The following is a 15815-nucleotide window of genomic DNA, read 5'->3' as shown; positions in this document are numbered from 1 at the left end:
TTTGCGGTGATACGTGCCCACCCAAGGTGCGGCAAGGCGCAAAAGGTCTCAACTTTCCGCCAACTGAGGGGGATCGGCGGGTATAGTGCTGGCCTTTGCGGACGAACAGTTTTACCAGATTCATATGGGTGGACGTCTATCAACAGCACTAGCACTGGTGGTCTGTACCTTCGCGGGTACAGCACAGGCTCAAAACGTCCAATTGAACGCCCCGGGCGTCGACGACGATTTGACCGACCGGCTGCGCGCTGCCTCGCTGCTTTTGCAGGAAACCGAAGAGGTTCGGACAGCCCAGGATCTGGTTGCCGCCGCCCGTGCGGATTACGGGCGCTTGGTGGCTGCGTTGTATGACGCGGGCCATTTCTCACCCGTGGTACGGATCGATGTGGACGGGCGCGAAGCCGCGCGCATCCCACCGTTTCAAGGCCCCAGCTCAGTCAATCAGATCACCATCCGGGTCGAGCCCGGCCCGGTGTTCCAGCTTGGTACCGCCGAGATTGCGCCGCTCGCCCGTGAAACCGAGCTTCCCAGCGAATTCCGCCCCGGCGGCGCCGTGACCACGGGCCTTTTGCGCGAAACCGCCCGTGTCGCGATTGGCGCCTGGCGCGAGATCGGCTATGCGACGGCAACTGTCAGCGATCAACAGATCACCGCGCGCGGCCAAGAGGCGGTGCTCGATGTCCGCGTCCGGGTCGAGCCCGGTCAGATCGTTCAATTCGGCACCCTTGTGCCGCGCGGCCAGGATCGGATGCGTGCCGAACGCATCCTTGCCATCGCGGGCCTGCCCGAGGGAGAGACCTTCTCGCCCGAAACCCTGGACCGGGTCGAGGGGCGCTTGCAGGATACCGGCGTCTTCTCGGCCATCGCCTTGGAAGAAGGGGAGGTTGGCCCCGACGGCGTGATGAATATCGAAGCGACGCTTGTCGAGAATGAACCGCGCCGTTTCGGCTTCGGGGCCGAGCTTTCCACCGATGACGGTGCCGCGCTCAGCGCCTATTGGCTGCACCGCAACCTCTTTGGCGGGGCCGAGCGGCTGCGGATCGAGGGCGAGATCAGCGGCATCGGGTCGGAAGGCCTGTCCACCGACGATGTCCAAGGCATCGATGCCTCCCTCGGCCTGCGCTACTCGCGGCCCGCCACCTTCACGCCCGATACCACCGCCTATGTGGAGCTTGGCGGCGAAATCCTGAACGAGCCCGCCTTTTCGCTCAACACCGTGGGCGCCGAGATTGGGGTGGAGCATAACTTCAACCGCCGTCTCGTGGGCTCCCTCGGGCTTGGGTTGGACTACTACGACATCGACGACCAGTTCGTGGATCGCCAGATCACCGTCCTTTCCGCCCCCGTCGGGCTCACCTGGGACCGTCGCGAAGATCCGCTGGACGCGCGGGAGCTCTTCTACCTGGAAGGCAGCGCCGTGCCGTTCATCACCGATCAAGGCAGCGGCGGCGCGCGGGTTTATCTGGATGGGCGGGTGTATGTGGGCTTCGGCGAAGATAACGCCAGCCGCATCGCCGCGCGCGCCCAATTGGGCAGCGTGTTTGGCGGCGATATCACCGATATCCCGCCCAACTTCCTGTTCTTCTCGGGCGGGGCCGGCACGGTGCGCGGGCAGGAGTTCCAGTCCCTTGGCGCAATCCAGAACGGTCTGCCCGCCGGGGGACGCAGCTTCGCGGGCCTCTCTACCGAGTTCCGCCAGGACATCGGCGAGACTAACTTCGGTCTGGTCGCCTTCGCCGATGCCGGGTTCATCGGCGCTGATTCCATTGGTGGCACCGGGGATTGGCACGCTGGCGCCGGCGTCGGCGTGCGCTACGCCACCCCCTTCGGCCCGATCCGGGTGGATCTGGCCACGCCGGTGCGCGGCGAAGGCGTGGGCGAGGATCTGTTCATCTACATTGGCATCGGGCACGCCTTTTGATCCGCGTTCTGCTGATCCTGCTGCTGGCCCTGTGCCCGCTTGCAGCGACCGCCCAGGATGACGGCACCGCCCTGTCGCGCTTCCTGGAAGAGCAACTTTCCGACGGCGATGAACGCCAAGTCACCATCACCGGCTTCCGGGGCGCGTTGTCGTCAGAAGCCTCACTCTCGCGGATGGAGATCTCGGACGCGGACGGCGTTTGGCTGGTGCTGGAAGACGCGGTGCTCGATTGGACCCGCTCGGCCCTTCTGACCGGAGAGCTTCGGATCAACGCGCTCACCGCCGCTCGGCTAGAGGTCATCCGCCCGCCCCTTCCCGTCGACGGCGTCGATCTGGCGGACACCGAAGCGCAGCCGTTTGCCTTGCCTGAACTGCCGGTTAGGGTCGAAATCGGAACGGTTGCCATAGAAGAAGTCGTGCTGGGGGCGCCGATCATCGGCTTGCCCGCGACCCTTGCGGTCGAGGGCAGCGTCCTTCTGGCAGGCGGTGCCGGCAACGCGCAGATCACGCTCGACCGTCTGGATGGCCCGACCGGCCAATTCACCCTGGACGCGTCCTACGACAACACCACCCGAGAGCTCGACCTTGCCCTGCTGCTGCAAGAGGGCGAGGGCGGGCTGGCCGCCGAATTGCTCGGCCTGCCCGGCCGCCCCGATGTCCGGCTACAGATCGACGGCGACGGCCCGATTGACGATTTCGCCGCCGAGATTGCGCTCGCCACCGGGGGGCAGGACCGCCTGCTGGGGCAGGTGATCTCCTCCTCTGGCGACAATGGCGATCAACTGGTTGTCGTGGACATCGGCGGCGATATCTCTCCGCTGCTTTTGCCCGACTACCGCGCGTTTTTTGGCGATGATGTGCAGTTACAGGCCCAGGTCCGGCAATCGGACGCGGGCACCGCGCTAGAGGCGCTTCGCCTGACTTCCGCCGCCCTGACGTTGGAGGGGGACCTGGCCCTCGATCCCGGCGGGTTGCCGGTGCAGATCTCACTTCTGGGTCAGATCACCCCGCCCGAAGGGAACAGCGTTCGCCTGCCCGCAGGTGGCGTCGACGCGCAGATCGCGCGGGCCGGGTTGGCGATTACCTATGACCGCGCCGCGGGCGATAACTACCGATTGCGGCTGGACCTTGATCAGCTGGCGGTGGACGAGTTGACCATCACCGACACCGCGCTGGACCTGCAAGGGGCCGTCGCGATTACCGACACGGGGATTGAAGCCGCAACGGCAGAGCTGACCGGCGCGATGTCCGGCCTGTCCCACCGCGATCCCGCTTTGGCGCAGGCCCTGGGGCAGCGGGTCGAGCTGAGCGCGATGATGTCCTGGATCAACGGCGCGCCGATGATCCTGTCGGACCTGGCCCTGGGCACCGGAGATCTCACCCTGACCGGTGGCGCTTCGGCGCAAACCGGTGAGGGACGCTTGGACGTTGTCCTTGGTCTGGCCGCCCGCGCTGGCGATTTGACCCGCTTCGCCGCCCTGGCGGGCCAGCCCTTGGAGGGATCCGTTGATCTTTCCCTCAGGGGCAACGCCGAGGCGCTTTCAGGCGCCTTCGATCTCGCCATCGGCGGAACCGCCCAGGACCTGCGCGTCGCCGATGCCGTCCCCGCGCAAGTCTTCGCCGGGCAAACCGTTTTGTCGGCGCAAGTCACGCGGGATGAAACCGGGCTGAGCCTGCAGGACTTAAGTCTCGAAAACGCAGAATTGAGCCTGACAGGGGACGCGGCCCTCAGCTCTGGCGATACCTCGGCGAGCACACGTTTTCAGCTGCAGAATGTGGGTCTGTTCACTGATCTCCTTTCCGGTCCCGTGACGATCACGGCGGACGTCGCGCGGACGGGGACGGCACCCTTTGACGTCGCCGCCAACCTCACCGGGCCGAACGCCATTCGCGCCGACATCGACGGGATTTTCGATGCCGAGACGACGGATTTCACCCTTGCGCTTGATGCCTCGGCCCAGGGGCTTTCCATCGGCAACGGGATACCGCCCCAGCTTCTGGCCGGGCGCACCACGCTTGTGGCAACCGCCGTGCGCCAGGGAGAGGTTTTGACTCTTTCCGATCTGGCGATCGCAAACCCCGAGGTCAATCTGACCGGCAGCGCCAGCATCGGGCCCGACACCAGCCGCGTCGATGTCGCCGCGCGTTTGGCCAATGTCGGGCTGTTCACCGATGCCCTATCCGGGCCCGTCCGCGCCGATGCCTCCCTCACCCGCACCGCAGAGGATCCCTGGCAAATCAGCGCCGATCTTGGCGGCCCCGGTGGGATGAGCGCTGCGGTGAACGGCCGTGTCGGGCTGCCCGGCAACAGCGTTGATCTGACGGCGACGGGCCGCGCGCCCCTTGCGCTGGCCAACCGCTTTATTGCACCGCGCACCATCCGGGGGACCCTGGGGTTCAACCTCGCGATGCAAGGCCAGCCGGGGCTTGGCGCGCTTTCGGGGACGCTCAACACCAATGGTGCGCGCGTCTCGGTCCCGACCTATGCGCTGGCGGTCGAGAATGTGGGGGTCAACGGGCAGCTGTCGAATGGGCGGCTTTCGGTCAACGCCAATGGCCAGCTTTCCAGCGGCGGCGATCTCAGCGCCAATGGGTCCATCAACCTTGGCAATCCTGGCCTTGATGGGCAAATCGCCATCGGCCTGCGCAATGCGCGGCTGGTCGACCCGACGCTTTACGAGGCGCGGATCAGCCAGGCGGATCTGACGATCTCTGGCCCGCTCGCCCGGGCCCCTCAAGTGCGAGGCACCGTGACCCTGGGCGAATCCGAGATTCGCGTGCCCGAGGCGAGCCTGTCCGGCAGCGCGGCCATTCCCAACATCAGCTACGTCGGCGAGACCCGCGAACAGCGCCTGACCCGGCAGTTTGCCGGACTTCTGGGCCGAGGCAGCAACGGCGGGGCAAGCGGCAGCGCGACGACGGGCCTCGACATTACGATCAACGCGCCGGGGCGGATCTTCCTGCGCGGGCGTGGGATCGATGCGGAATTCGGCGGCTCCCTTCGGCTTTTCGGGACCACGGCCAACATGATCCCCACCGGTCAGTTCAACCTGGTGCGCGGGCGGCTTTCGATCTTAGGCACGCGGCTGGATTTCACCGAGGGCTCCGCAACCCTGCAGGGCAGTTTCGACCCTTTCCTGCGCCTTGCCGCGACCTCTCGCGCAAGTGGATACGAGATCACCATCCGGGTCGAAGGCGCGGCCTCCAGCCCGGACATCACCTTCGCTTCCAGCCCCGCGCTGCCCGAGGATGAGGTTCTGGCGCAGCTTTTGTTCGGGCGCTCCGTCTCGGGCCTATCGCCGCTGCAGCTGTTGCAACTGGCTGATGCGGCCACGTCGCTGGCGGGCGGCTCCACCAATTCGGGCTTTATCGCCGGGCTGCGGGACGGGCTAGGGCTGGATGATCTGGACCTGTCGACGGACGAGGAGGGCAACGCCGCCGTCACCGCCGGGCGCTACCTGTCCGAGAATATCTACACGGACGTCACCATCAATGCCGAGGGGGACGCGGATCTGTCGCTGAACATCGATCTGACCCCGAATATCACCGCGCGGGGGTCTGTGGGATCGGGCGGGAATAGCTCCATCGGCATCTTCTTCGAGCAGGACTATTGACGCCGCCAGTGGGCGGTTATATCAGCCCCTTCACGACACCTGCCCAGGTGGCGGAATTGGTAGACGCGCTAGCTTCAGGTGCTAGTATTGGCAACGATGTGGAGGTTCGAGTCCTCTCCTGGGCACCAGTCAACACCTCTAACTAGCTGTTAGATAAGTGTTTTTGCATTTTATCCCTATGTCTATCCCCCTCATTATCCCCCCACATGGGCTTCCATGGCCTGCTTGGGGGTGTTCCTTTTTGGGCCGGACAAAGCATTGCGTGCGCAAATGAGATTTAGCGACGCCTCGCGCGCGCGTATTGCTTACCCTCGGGCCAAGGCGGTGCCCTGCGACACTTGCGACATTGCGACATGGGCACCAAGCAATGATCAAATTTCGGGTGACTGAGTGTCACCCTCTATCACCTCAGAAGTGTCTGCTATGGATCTGCGAAGGGGTATTGGCAGCGTGCGGCGTAAGTGCGGTTGGGACCCTTTGTGACGACCTACGAAATCACAGGGGCCCCCTTGACGTATGGCGCCATCCCCTCTGGGCGATACTTGACCAATAAGGGCAGGTTACGGCGAACTGTTAAGTTAAGTGACTTATCAATCTCCCACTGTCTTACCGCAGCCACAACATCACGACAAAATAATGAGATATCCAAATTGAGGGCGTCGTTTAGGATGTTCTTGTGCAGTGTGTCGCCAATCGTAAACACCACTCGGGCATACTGCATTTTGCCGTGACCAAATCTGCCTTGATGAATAACCCCGCACCGAAGGCTGTAGCAGTCGAGCGCGGTTAGATAGGGATAGCCTGCCGCCAGATAACGGTCATACCAATCCATATATAGTCGCTTGTCTTGACCGCTTGTGCTACCGTCTACTTGCTCCAAGGCGGCGCAAACTCCCGGTAGGCTAAGCGCTACCGATAGGGCAACATAGAACAGCTTGGCATCAAGCGCGCGTTCTACGTCCTCGAGTATCAGGTCCATTTGAAACTTCCATCGACTGAATGCTTCGTGGGCCTAGCTTAAGCTATATCGGAATGGTACTCTTTATTGTCTTGTTTTCAAGACGCCAACCGCCACTCATACCGCCCCATGCTATCCTTCACGCCCACCACGGCCCCACGCTGGTGCAGTAGCCTCGGGGCATAGGCAAACGTGGCATATCGCTCTGAGATGAGAACCCCGCCCCCAAGGATCGAGCGATGTTCACGGCCAAGCGAAAGGCAGCGTATGAGGTTTTGCACCCTGGGGCGGCAAGAGGCGAAAACAAATCCTGCCCGAATGGCCAATTTGGCCACACGGCTGCAACATCTTCTTTCGCTGATGACCAAGCAAACAAAACGGAGCATTCACCATCCGTGCGATGGCCAAGTTGGTGGATTGACTGGTTCGGAAGGCGTATCAGCGCAAGTCTGTCGCCCCGTAGCGTTCTCGGTAGCTAACCTGTCGGCGAGCACATCCAGATCACGGACATCATATAGCTTGTTGCCCCCGAGGATTTTTCTAGGCAGCTCTAGCGTCCGAAGCTTTGATGTCGAGATCCCAAGATAGTGCGCTGCGGCGGCTGCCTTCATTAGGCGAGGTGTGAAGTGAAATGCCATGGCCTAGAGTGGTGCCCCGAAAATAGGCTTCTCACAATACTGGATTTCAGGCGTGATGTCCGTGGACGTCAGAAACCAGACCATGTTGGACTGACAACCTTTAGCAAGGATTCCGCGTCGGCGTTTGCCACCCGGATAGAGCAAACTGGCGACGACCAGGCCAATATTGCGGTCGGCGCAAGGCACCTCGCCCAATGGGTGCTGGAACCCATGGCCACGAAAATTGCAGATTAGGTGGCGAGGCGCGGAGCCCGCATTCAATGCTTCGCGATAACTTGCCGAGCCTTGAGGTTTGCATGAGAGGCAAGCGCACCAGACGAGCGCCAATCTTCGCGCATCGCTTTGATCAAGGATTCTAACTCATCTTCCAACGAAGTAATCCGGTCCTCAGCGTGGTCCACATAATCGATGACAGATTTGAGCGCCTTGAAAAGGGCGTCCATTTTGCCTTCATGCTGCTTGTATGCATCCCCAGGTGCAGGAATTTCCGCTCCACGTTCGCGCTGTACGTTCATCCAAGCACCAAAGGCATCCTTACCATTTTTCAGTGCTTCTTCGCGGGTCTCCCCGTCAGACATGCAACCAGGCAAGTCCGGATAAAAGGCTATGAAACCGCCTCCATCTTCCTCGGAGACGGCAGATATAACGATGGCGTAATCGTTCATGGATCTTCCTCCCCTTTCATACTGTGGGCATCGACGTAACTAACCAACTGCTTTATATATAAAGCCTTAATTGGTCGTTTAAATGGCACGGTTTGGACATCACGCAGATATGGGCTGGCGGCAACGTAGTGGGAACTTCCGGTCGGTTTCCGAATGTCCACGTCATGTTGTGCGCATAGTTTTTGGACATCTGCAATAGTCCAGTCGTCGCGCGGATTGCGCCTCATGCGCTCTAGAAGCGTCAGTTTCTTTGCCACAAATCGACCTCGTTACGCATGCTTGCCGTAGACCGCCTCCGTCGGCAACTCTTGCATCGGTGCGTGGATTTGAGCAAGGTTTCTTCGGGCTAAGGAACCCGGAACGAGATAAATCGCATCCCTTGCCAGGTCGCCGACCGTTGGCGTGGCGGGCTAGTGGTCAACTTCTCCTTGAATGTGAGCCGCATGGTCGGGGTCAAGCATAGCGCATTCCCCTGCCCTCTGGCGTTAGGACGTTCAGATCAACGCCCATGGCCCTTATCCTCTCCATATTGATTTTGCGCCACACGTTCCGCCCGCCGAAACTCTTGGCGCTGTCCACAATTAGCCTGTCGCCTTGGCGAAGGATCAAGCCGTTGCAGAGTAGCCGATAACCTGGACGGCCTGCCACTGGCCCGCGCCGCCAATCGGTCAAGACATACTCGGCACCAAGAAAATGCAGGTCAGGAGCCGCGCCGCCACATAGGCCAGCGGTTTCCGAGTTTATGGTCTGGTACCCGTAGACGCGCCCGCCCGTGCCAGTGCGGAACGCTTTTGGATTGCAGACACCGCAACTCATTGGCTTGCCTGCCGGGTTATCGCCCCGGCAATTTCATCTGACCAGTCTGACGCAAATTCGTTGAAGCCCTTCCTAAAGGGACAGGCCCTGGACCACGATTCCAATGCCTGCGCCTTGATCACGACGCCCATCAAGGTTTCCTCTCGCGTCGTCATAATCGAATGCACGTGTTGGCGCAGGGCAACCTCTGCGGATCGATAACGCTTCTTAAGGCGCTCGAAATCCAATTCACGTCTAATGCGCGCAACCTCTGCCCAATAGATCCGTGCCGGATCGCGGCGCTTCTCAAAATCGGTCAAGAGTTTGGTCATTCGCTCGGCGCGCATTGCTTGGCGTGGGCCGCCACCTGCAATAAGGCGGTTGATCTCTCTCATTTGCCCTTCTGCGTGCAAGTCCATTGCTGCGTCGGTCAGAACCCCTGGTGCGCCTGCGTAGCTGGACCCATCGATGAAAACTTCCGGCTCGCTTCCAGCCCCGAAAAACTTGGCATCGTCGGGGGCGCGCGGCCAAACCCGCCGTGCGGCGCTGATCATTCTGTCATAATCAGACTTCGCTGCATCATGCTCGGCAGAAATCGGCTCTAGTTGGTCCGATAGGCTGAGTAACTTTTGGCTTTCCTGGGGCTGCCCAGCGGCGGAAGCGGATCCAACACCAATTGAGGCGGCGGCAGAAACGGCAAGGCCAGACAAGAGCGTTCGGCGCGAGAGGGCGGCATGTGATTTCGGCATATTGTTCACTCGGCCAATCATGCCAGCACCCCCCGAATTTCGGCCCAAAGCTTGGGATTGTTTGGCCCTGCGTTCTCGCTGAGGTCAAACCCACCATCACCCGATATCGCCACAACTTTGGCTGCAAGGTCAGCAACCGTTTGCGAGGGCGTGTCTGCTATCCGGCGCTCAAGTTCATTCACGGTGTCCAATGCTGCATCGAAGTCGGAATCGTCGGCACCGTTGGCGCGCGCATTGGCCGCCTGCCATTGCCGAAACAGGCCTTGGATGGGTGTTGAGGCTGGGGCATCGCCGGGATGGGCTGTAGAAATCCCGACCGTTGCGGTTGCTGCGCCAATTGCTGCAATCGCGTGTCGGCGGGTGGGGCCAGTTATCGCCTGCATGGCATTTACCTTTCTGGGGCTAGAGAGGGGCGGCGGGGCATCACTGCACCCCGCGCCGTTGTGGATTGGCTTAGAAGCGGTGGATTTGGCCCATCGCCGCGATGCGCGTAATGGTCGCGAGGTTGATTGAGCGGGCGGCCCGGGCCTCAACGTCCCAAACGGGCATAAGGTTGGGGTGCGTCGCCTTGCGAGTGAGCGCAGCACACTTGCCCGCGTCGGTCGCACCGTCCCCTTTGACGCGTTTGGCCATCGCGGCGGGCTGCACTTTCATCGTGCGGGCGGTGCCGTCTTTTTTCGTGAAGGTCACGGTGCAGATCCGTCCAGCCCCTGCCGCGATCAGCTTACGCTTTTCGGCTTCGCGCTTCTTTGCGGTGTCCAGTGCGCTTTCAAGCTGGGCCAGACGTGCAATCCCGTCGTGTCCCATTGTGTCCTTGTTCTGGAGGGCTGTGATCTGCGCCAGCAAGTCTGCGGTCGATTGAACCGCCATCGCCTTGAGCGCGGCGGTTGCTGCTTTGGCGGCGGCCCATGCCTTGCGCAATTCCACAGCAAAGACCTCGCGCATCTGGTGGCGCGCGTAGCCAAGTGTCGTCATCATGCGGTGGGTATTGGTCCAAGCGTCCAACATGAGGGCGCGGCGGTTGATTGCGAAGGGTGCGGTGGTCACTGGTTGTCCTTTCGGTTTTGATAGATTATGTATAGATCAAGATAGGCACTCTATCAATAGGTAATCTATCTATTTCTTAATTTTTTCTATCAAAGGACATGAACTTGACTGGTGAACAAATCCGCGCCGCTCGCGCCCTACTTGGCTGGACGGCTTCCGACCTCGCGCAGGCGGCTGGTGTCAGCTATCCGACAGTGCAGCGAATGGACGCGACGCAAGGCCCCGTGGGCGGGCGGCACGCAACCGTGATCGCAATCCGTGAAGCTTTGGAGCGCGACGGGATTCAGTTTTTACAGGGTGGCGAAACTGCAAACGGCCAAGGCGTGGCAATCGCCAGTGGTAAGGAATGACCTTTCAAGGCGACATTGAAACGCTCTACGCGACGGAAATCGACGTACTGGCATCCACCCCATGTCGCGCGGCCTACCTGCGACTGTGCGAAGGTTCTGCGCCTCACAATGCCGTTGAGGCATGGGGGGATTTCCTGCGTCTCGGGCAGAACGCGCCGACCGGGCGCGGCATGACAACAGAAGACGTCGGGGCCTTTCGATTGGCGTGTGCAATCATCCGTGACGCGAACCGCCCTAATCGCGGACATATCGCCGTCCATGGCGGGCTTGCGTAGTTTATCGGCTATGGCGTTGATGCGCTTTATTTTTTTCCCGTCGTCGTCTTCGGTCTCACGGTACACCGCAAGCCTTTGCGCCTTTTGTTCTCGCGCATAGCAGCCCGCAGATGCCCTTGCGGATTCGGTAATTCATAACGATATTGACGATATGGACAGACGCACAACGATAAAAGTTAGCGGGCTCCGCGCGGAAGCGCTCGCCCGCAATCCAGAACGGGCGTTGGCCTTAACCAGTATCGCAGCTATCAAATCGAAAAAGGTTACAGCGGGTTGGGCGGCGGTATTCGCCATGGGCCTTTTTGCCACGACCTTGGGCGCACCTTCGCTTGGGGCCGTCGCGGCCTGCGCCATTGTGATCACCATGCTTGCGGCCTACTTCCAAAGGTGTAACCGCGAAATTCGAGCGATCAATGCTAGGCACCCCGCCTAGTCGGCCTGGCCTCAATTGCGTAGCAGTGCGTCAATCGCCGGGGCTATTCCTACGCTTGGCTGCAAGGCTGGTGTGGGCATACGCATCAGACGATCAAAAAGCCCTTGCTGGGCAGGCGTCCGGCCCACCGCGCCGCGCACTGCATCAACGCTGCGTCGGGTCATGTCGCCCGCCATGCGACCTGAAAGCAGCCCAGTGGCCGGAATCGCCAGAGACGCCGGGCCAGCGCCGCCCACAAACGCACCACCAGTCAGAACGGACCCTGAAATGCTTGCGGGTGACATGATGCGTGAAAGCTGACGCAAGCCGTTTTCAGGCGCAGTCCCATTTGCGACGCGACGGATCGCGTCAATCTCGGCCTCTGAATACCCACGCAGGCGGCGGGGGTTTCGCAACATTTGCCGAAACTGCGCCCTAAGGCCTTGGGTGAAGTTATCGGTTAGGCTGGCCCGCTCAATAGCACCCTCTACCGCCTCCATTCTACGAACGCGACCCCAGGCGTCGCGGGCCTCTCGAATGGCGCCAGATACCGGCAATCCGTCGATTTCGTCATCGAGAAGATCCACAAGCTGGGCCGCCAATCGCCGCTCATCCGGCTCTAGGCTATTGCCCGCTGCACCAATCACGCGGCGCAGTATCTCCATTTCCGAGAATGGCGTATCACCTGCTTGTCGCGTCACTCGCTCTAGGGCGGCAGCAACGCGCGGGTGCAAGTCTGCGTCAAATCCTTCTGTGCGCATCACCTCGCGCATTCTGGTGGCCATCTGACCAATCTGTTGCGCTGGAATCACGCCGCCAATCTCGTGCGCGTCGGCATAAAGTCGGTTTGCGGTTTCTCTCAGCTCGGCCACGGTGGGGGCTGTGGCCGCTTCATCCGGCTGCCCCCTAAGACGCTGGACAACGCGGCTGAAGCCCTCGCCTGCGCTTGCTATAATACCGCCAGCCAACAAGCCTACAGGGGCGGCCTGTGCCCCCGAATGCAGGCGGTTCTGCAAGCCATCTTCACCCTCTCCAAAGGCATATGTGAAGGCAGCCGCCCCGCCCATTATGCCACCTTGGCCGACCCTGCCACGGGCTGAAGCCGATGCCATGGCATTCCGCGCGCCAATGCCGGGGATCAGGAACGCGCCGCCCATCTCACTCAATAAGCCCAGCCCCGGTCGGCCTTCCGAAAACTGCGCTTGCTCTTGCCTGATCTGATCCAGCGCAGTTTCATAACGTTCGGCTATCGGGCTTCTGTAATCAAACCAGTCTGCGCCGCCTTGACCGTCTGGCTGGACACCTAGAACGCTCGAAAGCGCGGCAAGGTACTCGTCACCAAAGCCCATCAATGCGCCGTCCGTAGCCGCCGCAGACACGCCGCCTAGCGTGCCAACGGCTGAATCTGGCATGGCAAGGCCACGGCGCTGGGCCTCGGCAAGTAGTTCGTGCCTCATGGTGCCGTGTCGCGCCGGATCACTACCAAGCGCGGCGGAAGCGCCGGGCGACAATTGGCCGATTGGCTGTTGCGCCACTCCAACCTGCGGTTCCGCATAGGTTTGCGTCGCGGGCGTTTGTGCGCGACGGTCTTGCTCCGCGATTAGGTCTGCTAGGGTCGTCATCTGGACCTTTCCGCAGCGATGATCGCCGCAAGGATATCGTCGGGGATCTCATCCAAGGGGATGCCTTCAAGGTAACTTGAGACTTCTGCGGGTGACATTTGTTGCAGTTGCTCAACAGTGATGGCTTGTCTCGTCGGAGAAGGCGGGGCGGGTCGATCCGATGGTGCGGCCAATGGGCCATCACCCTCAACTGCACGCGCGAAATCGTTAAGTGACGGCACGGTCCCCTGAAAGCCCACCAAAGTGCCGTGCTGTTCAAAGTAACGCATCTGGGCGGCCCGAGATTCCGCAGCGGACTCCATAGCCAAGACAAGTCTGCGAAGGCGCGCGGCGTTTTGCTCTTCACTCAGGCGCGGGTTGTAGGCCCTGGCAATGAGCCGTTCGCCCTCTTGTGCGGTGAATTGCGCGCCAAGGATTAAGCGCAGGTTCCGCTGCACCACTTCCTCCACCTGTTCGCGGGCATCTACAGCTTGCGGATTGATCACTGACCCAATTGCATCGGGCATACTCCCCACCAACGGGCCGGTTAGGTTTTGGCCGCCACTTTCCAACTGACCTACCACGGCTTCTATTTGGGAAAGCTGAGACATCGCATCCGCACCGCCGCCTTGGTTCCAAGCCACGTATTCGCTGGCGAACTCTTCATCTACCGCCTCTTGCCCCGGTGTGATCGGTTGCGTGTATGCCTGCCCCTGCGGCCCTGCCAATACGGCCTCTTCAGACACTTGCCAGTCCCCAAACGACATTGGCTCACGTCCTGCCGTGACCTCTTGCTGTTGATAATACTCGTATTCTCGAACCGACGACGGGACGTCCGCGCCGCCCGCTACCACGTCAGGCAACACGCGTTCGCCATTGTCTAGGAAATACTGGTAGCCGTCTGCACCCTCAATAATCCGGCGCTCTTCCGGCTCGCTGAAATCGGCCATGACCTGCCCGGTAGCGGGGTTCACCAAGCGCCCACCAATTTCCACGCCGCGCACGGGTGCTGCTGGCGGACGGAATGCCTCTTGCGCAATGACGCGCATGGCAGCCTCTGGGGGCATCATCGCCAGAATGGCCTGTTGATCTGGGGTGAAGCGAGTAGGAATCCCGCTTTCATCTAGCAAACGCCGCTGCTCGGCGCTTTGCTGCCTCTGCATAAGAGCCTGATGGGATTGAGACAGGTCAACAGGCTGGCCACTGCCAAGCTGAGACAGGCCCATGCCGAGGCCCTGCAAGGCAATCCCGCGTTCCGGTGTCATCCACTCTTCGATGCGGCCCAGAAAGCTGTCAGGGCCTCTGTTAAACAAGGTCATTTTGTACCCTTCCCGAATAGACCGCCAACAAGCGGTGCTGCCTGAAGTCCGAAGCCAAGCATATTGAACACGCCGGGCCGTTGACGTGCCGTGGATGTCCCAGATTGCGTGCCGAACGCACTACCCGCACCCGACGCCAACGCCAGATAGTCTTGAAGGGCCTGAAGGTCCCCGGCCTGCATTTGCTGATCGCGAATAACGTCGGCCTGGATCTCCGCCTGAGCCTGCTGCTGTCGCTCCCCACCCAGGGCTCGAAGGTAGTCCAAGGGTTGCAGCATCTGGGCGTTAGCTTGCCCCATCATCCCAGCGGCTTGCAACGCGCGGTTTTCCCCCTGTTGGAAGGCCTGATTTTCGACGTTTGCGATGCCCGACGTCAGGCCATGGGTAAGGTTTTGCGCGTGGAGGGTTGATCCGGTCATTCCAGACCCCGCGAAGGCGGAATTCACCTGCGGCATCACCGTGTCGATTACGTTTTGCCTGACCTGCTCAAACGCGCCGCTCCGAAGATTGGGGTCCAGGGCCCGCATAAGACCTGCTTGAGCGGCCTGCGCCCCACCCATAGCCGAGTTCACAACACCCGGGGCCATCCCGTAGGCTTGAAGCTGGAAGGGATCAGCATCCGCGACCATATCGCCTTGATATGGCGTGATATTGAAGCCGCCTCGATTGTAGAGGTTTTGCGCGTCCGCAAGGCCTTGGTCAATTGGGCCCTGCGCCGGAGCATACGGCGAATTGTTCTGCACCGTTGTAGTTGAGGATTGCCCGGACACTACAGCCAACCCCCTAGAACAGCGTCGGTCTCTTCTATGGGCATGAATTGCTCCCAACTTGGGCGGGCTATGGCGTTGATGCGCTTGCACCCATCTGGCGCACAAATGATCTGCTTTTGGGGTACCATATTACCGCATTTGTTTCTAGAGTTGAGGGCGAAATTCGCGAGTTAGTTTAGCAGGTGTTTAAGCTCTTCACTCTTCAGAAGCTTCGACACTTCCAAGTCCACCAAATGAGGCGCGTCATTTTGCAGGGCCGGGACAAGAGCAAAGGCCAGTCTAAAAATTCCCGCCTCTAGGATCGGATTGAGGGTGCGGCTCCCTTCGCCTTCGCCTCGATACACGGCCATCAGAAACCGCACGTTCTCAACTTTGCTCGCCCTCAGTGCATCGAATAGCGGCACTTCGCCGGGCGGGCTGTCCCTGATAAACACGGTGCAATCTGGGTGGCGCTCAAACGCGGCGCTATCAGACTGGCGCAAAGCATCCGGCAAGGGGCTGGCGTTAGGATCTGCATATAGTTCCGTCCGACCCGTCAAAAGATCCTTGAATGTGATGTCCATATCGTAGCCCTTCGGTTGCGTGATTCCGTCAATTGAAGTCGTCTTGGGCGGCTTCCCGCCATGAACTAGTTGGCCAATACGCGCGCGCGCGCGTACTGGTCGCAAAAAGGGCGGCTTCTATCCGCCGTGTCGCAATGT

The 15815-nt window shown here is 60.8% G+C and carries 13 protein-coding genes and 1 tRNA gene; 5 read left to right on the top strand and 9 right to left on the bottom strand.

Annotated elements, in window-relative coordinates; genetic code table 11:
• Positions 1-124 precede the first annotated feature (124 nt).
• From AC6I9R_RS01235 to AC6I9R_RS01225, 3 genes are all read left to right on the top strand, one after another.
• Positions 125-1921, top strand: coding sequence for an autotransporter assembly complex protein TamA (locus tag AC6I9R_RS01235; RefSeq protein ID WP_461426921.1), 1797 nt, complete (start codon positions 125-127; stop codon positions 1919-1921).
• Positions 1918-5535, top strand: a complete 3618-nt coding sequence (locus AC6I9R_RS01230) for a translocation/assembly module TamB domain-containing protein (protein ID WP_461426922.1) — start codon at positions 1918-1920, stop codon at positions 5533-5535. Before AC6I9R_RS01235 ends, AC6I9R_RS01230 begins: the two co-directional genes overlap by 4 nt.
• A 41-nt stretch (positions 5536-5576) precedes the next feature.
• Positions 5577-5663 (top strand) — tRNA-Leu (locus AC6I9R_RS01225).
• A 359-nt stretch (positions 5664-6022) separates the two neighbouring features.
• Here AC6I9R_RS01225 and AC6I9R_RS01220 read toward each other — a convergent pair.
• The 5 genes from AC6I9R_RS01220 to AC6I9R_RS01200 form a co-directional block, all read right to left on the bottom strand.
• Positions 6023-6514, bottom strand: coding sequence for a hypothetical protein (locus tag AC6I9R_RS01220; protein WP_461426923.1), 492 nt, complete (start codon positions 6512-6514; stop codon positions 6023-6025).
• 874 nt (positions 6515-7388) lie between these two features.
• Positions 7389-7796, bottom strand: a complete 408-nt coding sequence (locus AC6I9R_RS01215; RefSeq protein ID WP_461426924.1) for a type II toxin-antitoxin system HicB family antitoxin — start codon at positions 7794-7796, stop codon at positions 7389-7391.
• Between the two features lie 812 nt (positions 7797-8608).
• Complete coding sequence (locus AC6I9R_RS01210; RefSeq protein ID WP_461426926.1) at positions 8609-9361, bottom strand: hypothetical protein; 753 nt, start codon at positions 9359-9361, stop codon at positions 8609-8611.
• Entirely contained in the window at positions 9358-9723 is a 366-nt protein-coding gene (locus AC6I9R_RS01205; RefSeq protein WP_461426927.1) for a twin-arginine translocation signal domain-containing protein, read from the bottom strand. The genes AC6I9R_RS01210 and AC6I9R_RS01205 overlap by 4 nt, the downstream gene beginning before the upstream one ends.
• Positions 9724-9793: 70 nt before the next feature.
• Positions 9794-10387 carry a hypothetical protein gene (locus AC6I9R_RS01200; protein ID WP_461426928.1) on the bottom strand — a complete coding sequence of 198 codons (594 nt, stop codon included), beginning with the start codon at positions 10385-10387 and terminating at the stop codon, positions 9794-9796.
• A gap of 104 nt (positions 10388-10491) precedes the next feature.
• Here AC6I9R_RS01200 and AC6I9R_RS01195 point away from each other — a divergent pair, with 104 nt between their 5' ends.
• Entirely contained in the window at positions 10492-10737 is a 246-nt protein-coding gene (locus AC6I9R_RS01195; RefSeq protein ID WP_461426929.1) for a helix-turn-helix domain-containing protein, read from the top strand.
• The gene (locus tag AC6I9R_RS01190) at positions 10734-11012 is read left to right on the top strand and encodes a hypothetical protein (protein WP_461426930.1); all 279 of its coding nucleotides are present in this window, start codon (positions 10734-10736) and stop codon (positions 11010-11012) included. The genes AC6I9R_RS01195 and AC6I9R_RS01190 overlap by 4 nt, the downstream gene beginning before the upstream one ends.
• 444 nt (positions 11013-11456) lie before the next feature.
• On the opposite strand, the gene AC6I9R_RS01185 is transcribed toward AC6I9R_RS01190, so the two are convergent.
• The 4 genes from AC6I9R_RS01185 to AC6I9R_RS01170 form a co-directional block, all read right to left on the bottom strand.
• A complete protein-coding gene (locus AC6I9R_RS01185; protein ID WP_461426931.1) occupies positions 11457-13046 on the bottom strand; it encodes a hypothetical protein in 1590 nt (529 codons plus the stop codon).
• Entirely contained in the window at positions 13043-14344 is a 1302-nt protein-coding gene (locus AC6I9R_RS01180) for a hypothetical protein (RefSeq protein ID WP_461426932.1), read from the bottom strand. Before AC6I9R_RS01180 ends, AC6I9R_RS01185 begins: the two co-directional genes overlap by 4 nt.
• Entirely contained in the window at positions 14341-15123 is a 783-nt protein-coding gene (locus AC6I9R_RS01175) for a hypothetical protein (protein WP_461426934.1), read from the bottom strand. Before AC6I9R_RS01175 ends, AC6I9R_RS01180 begins: the two co-directional genes overlap by 4 nt.
• Before the next feature lie 161 nt (positions 15124-15284).
• The gene (locus AC6I9R_RS01170) at positions 15285-15677 is read right to left on the bottom strand and encodes a hypothetical protein (RefSeq protein WP_461426935.1); all 393 of its coding nucleotides are present in this window, start codon (positions 15675-15677) and stop codon (positions 15285-15287) included.
• Between the last annotated feature and the right edge of the window lie 138 nt (positions 15678-15815).

It is taken from the genome of Gymnodinialimonas sp. (assembly GCF_059726805.1).
This window is presented reverse-complemented; position numbering and strand designations above follow the sequence as displayed.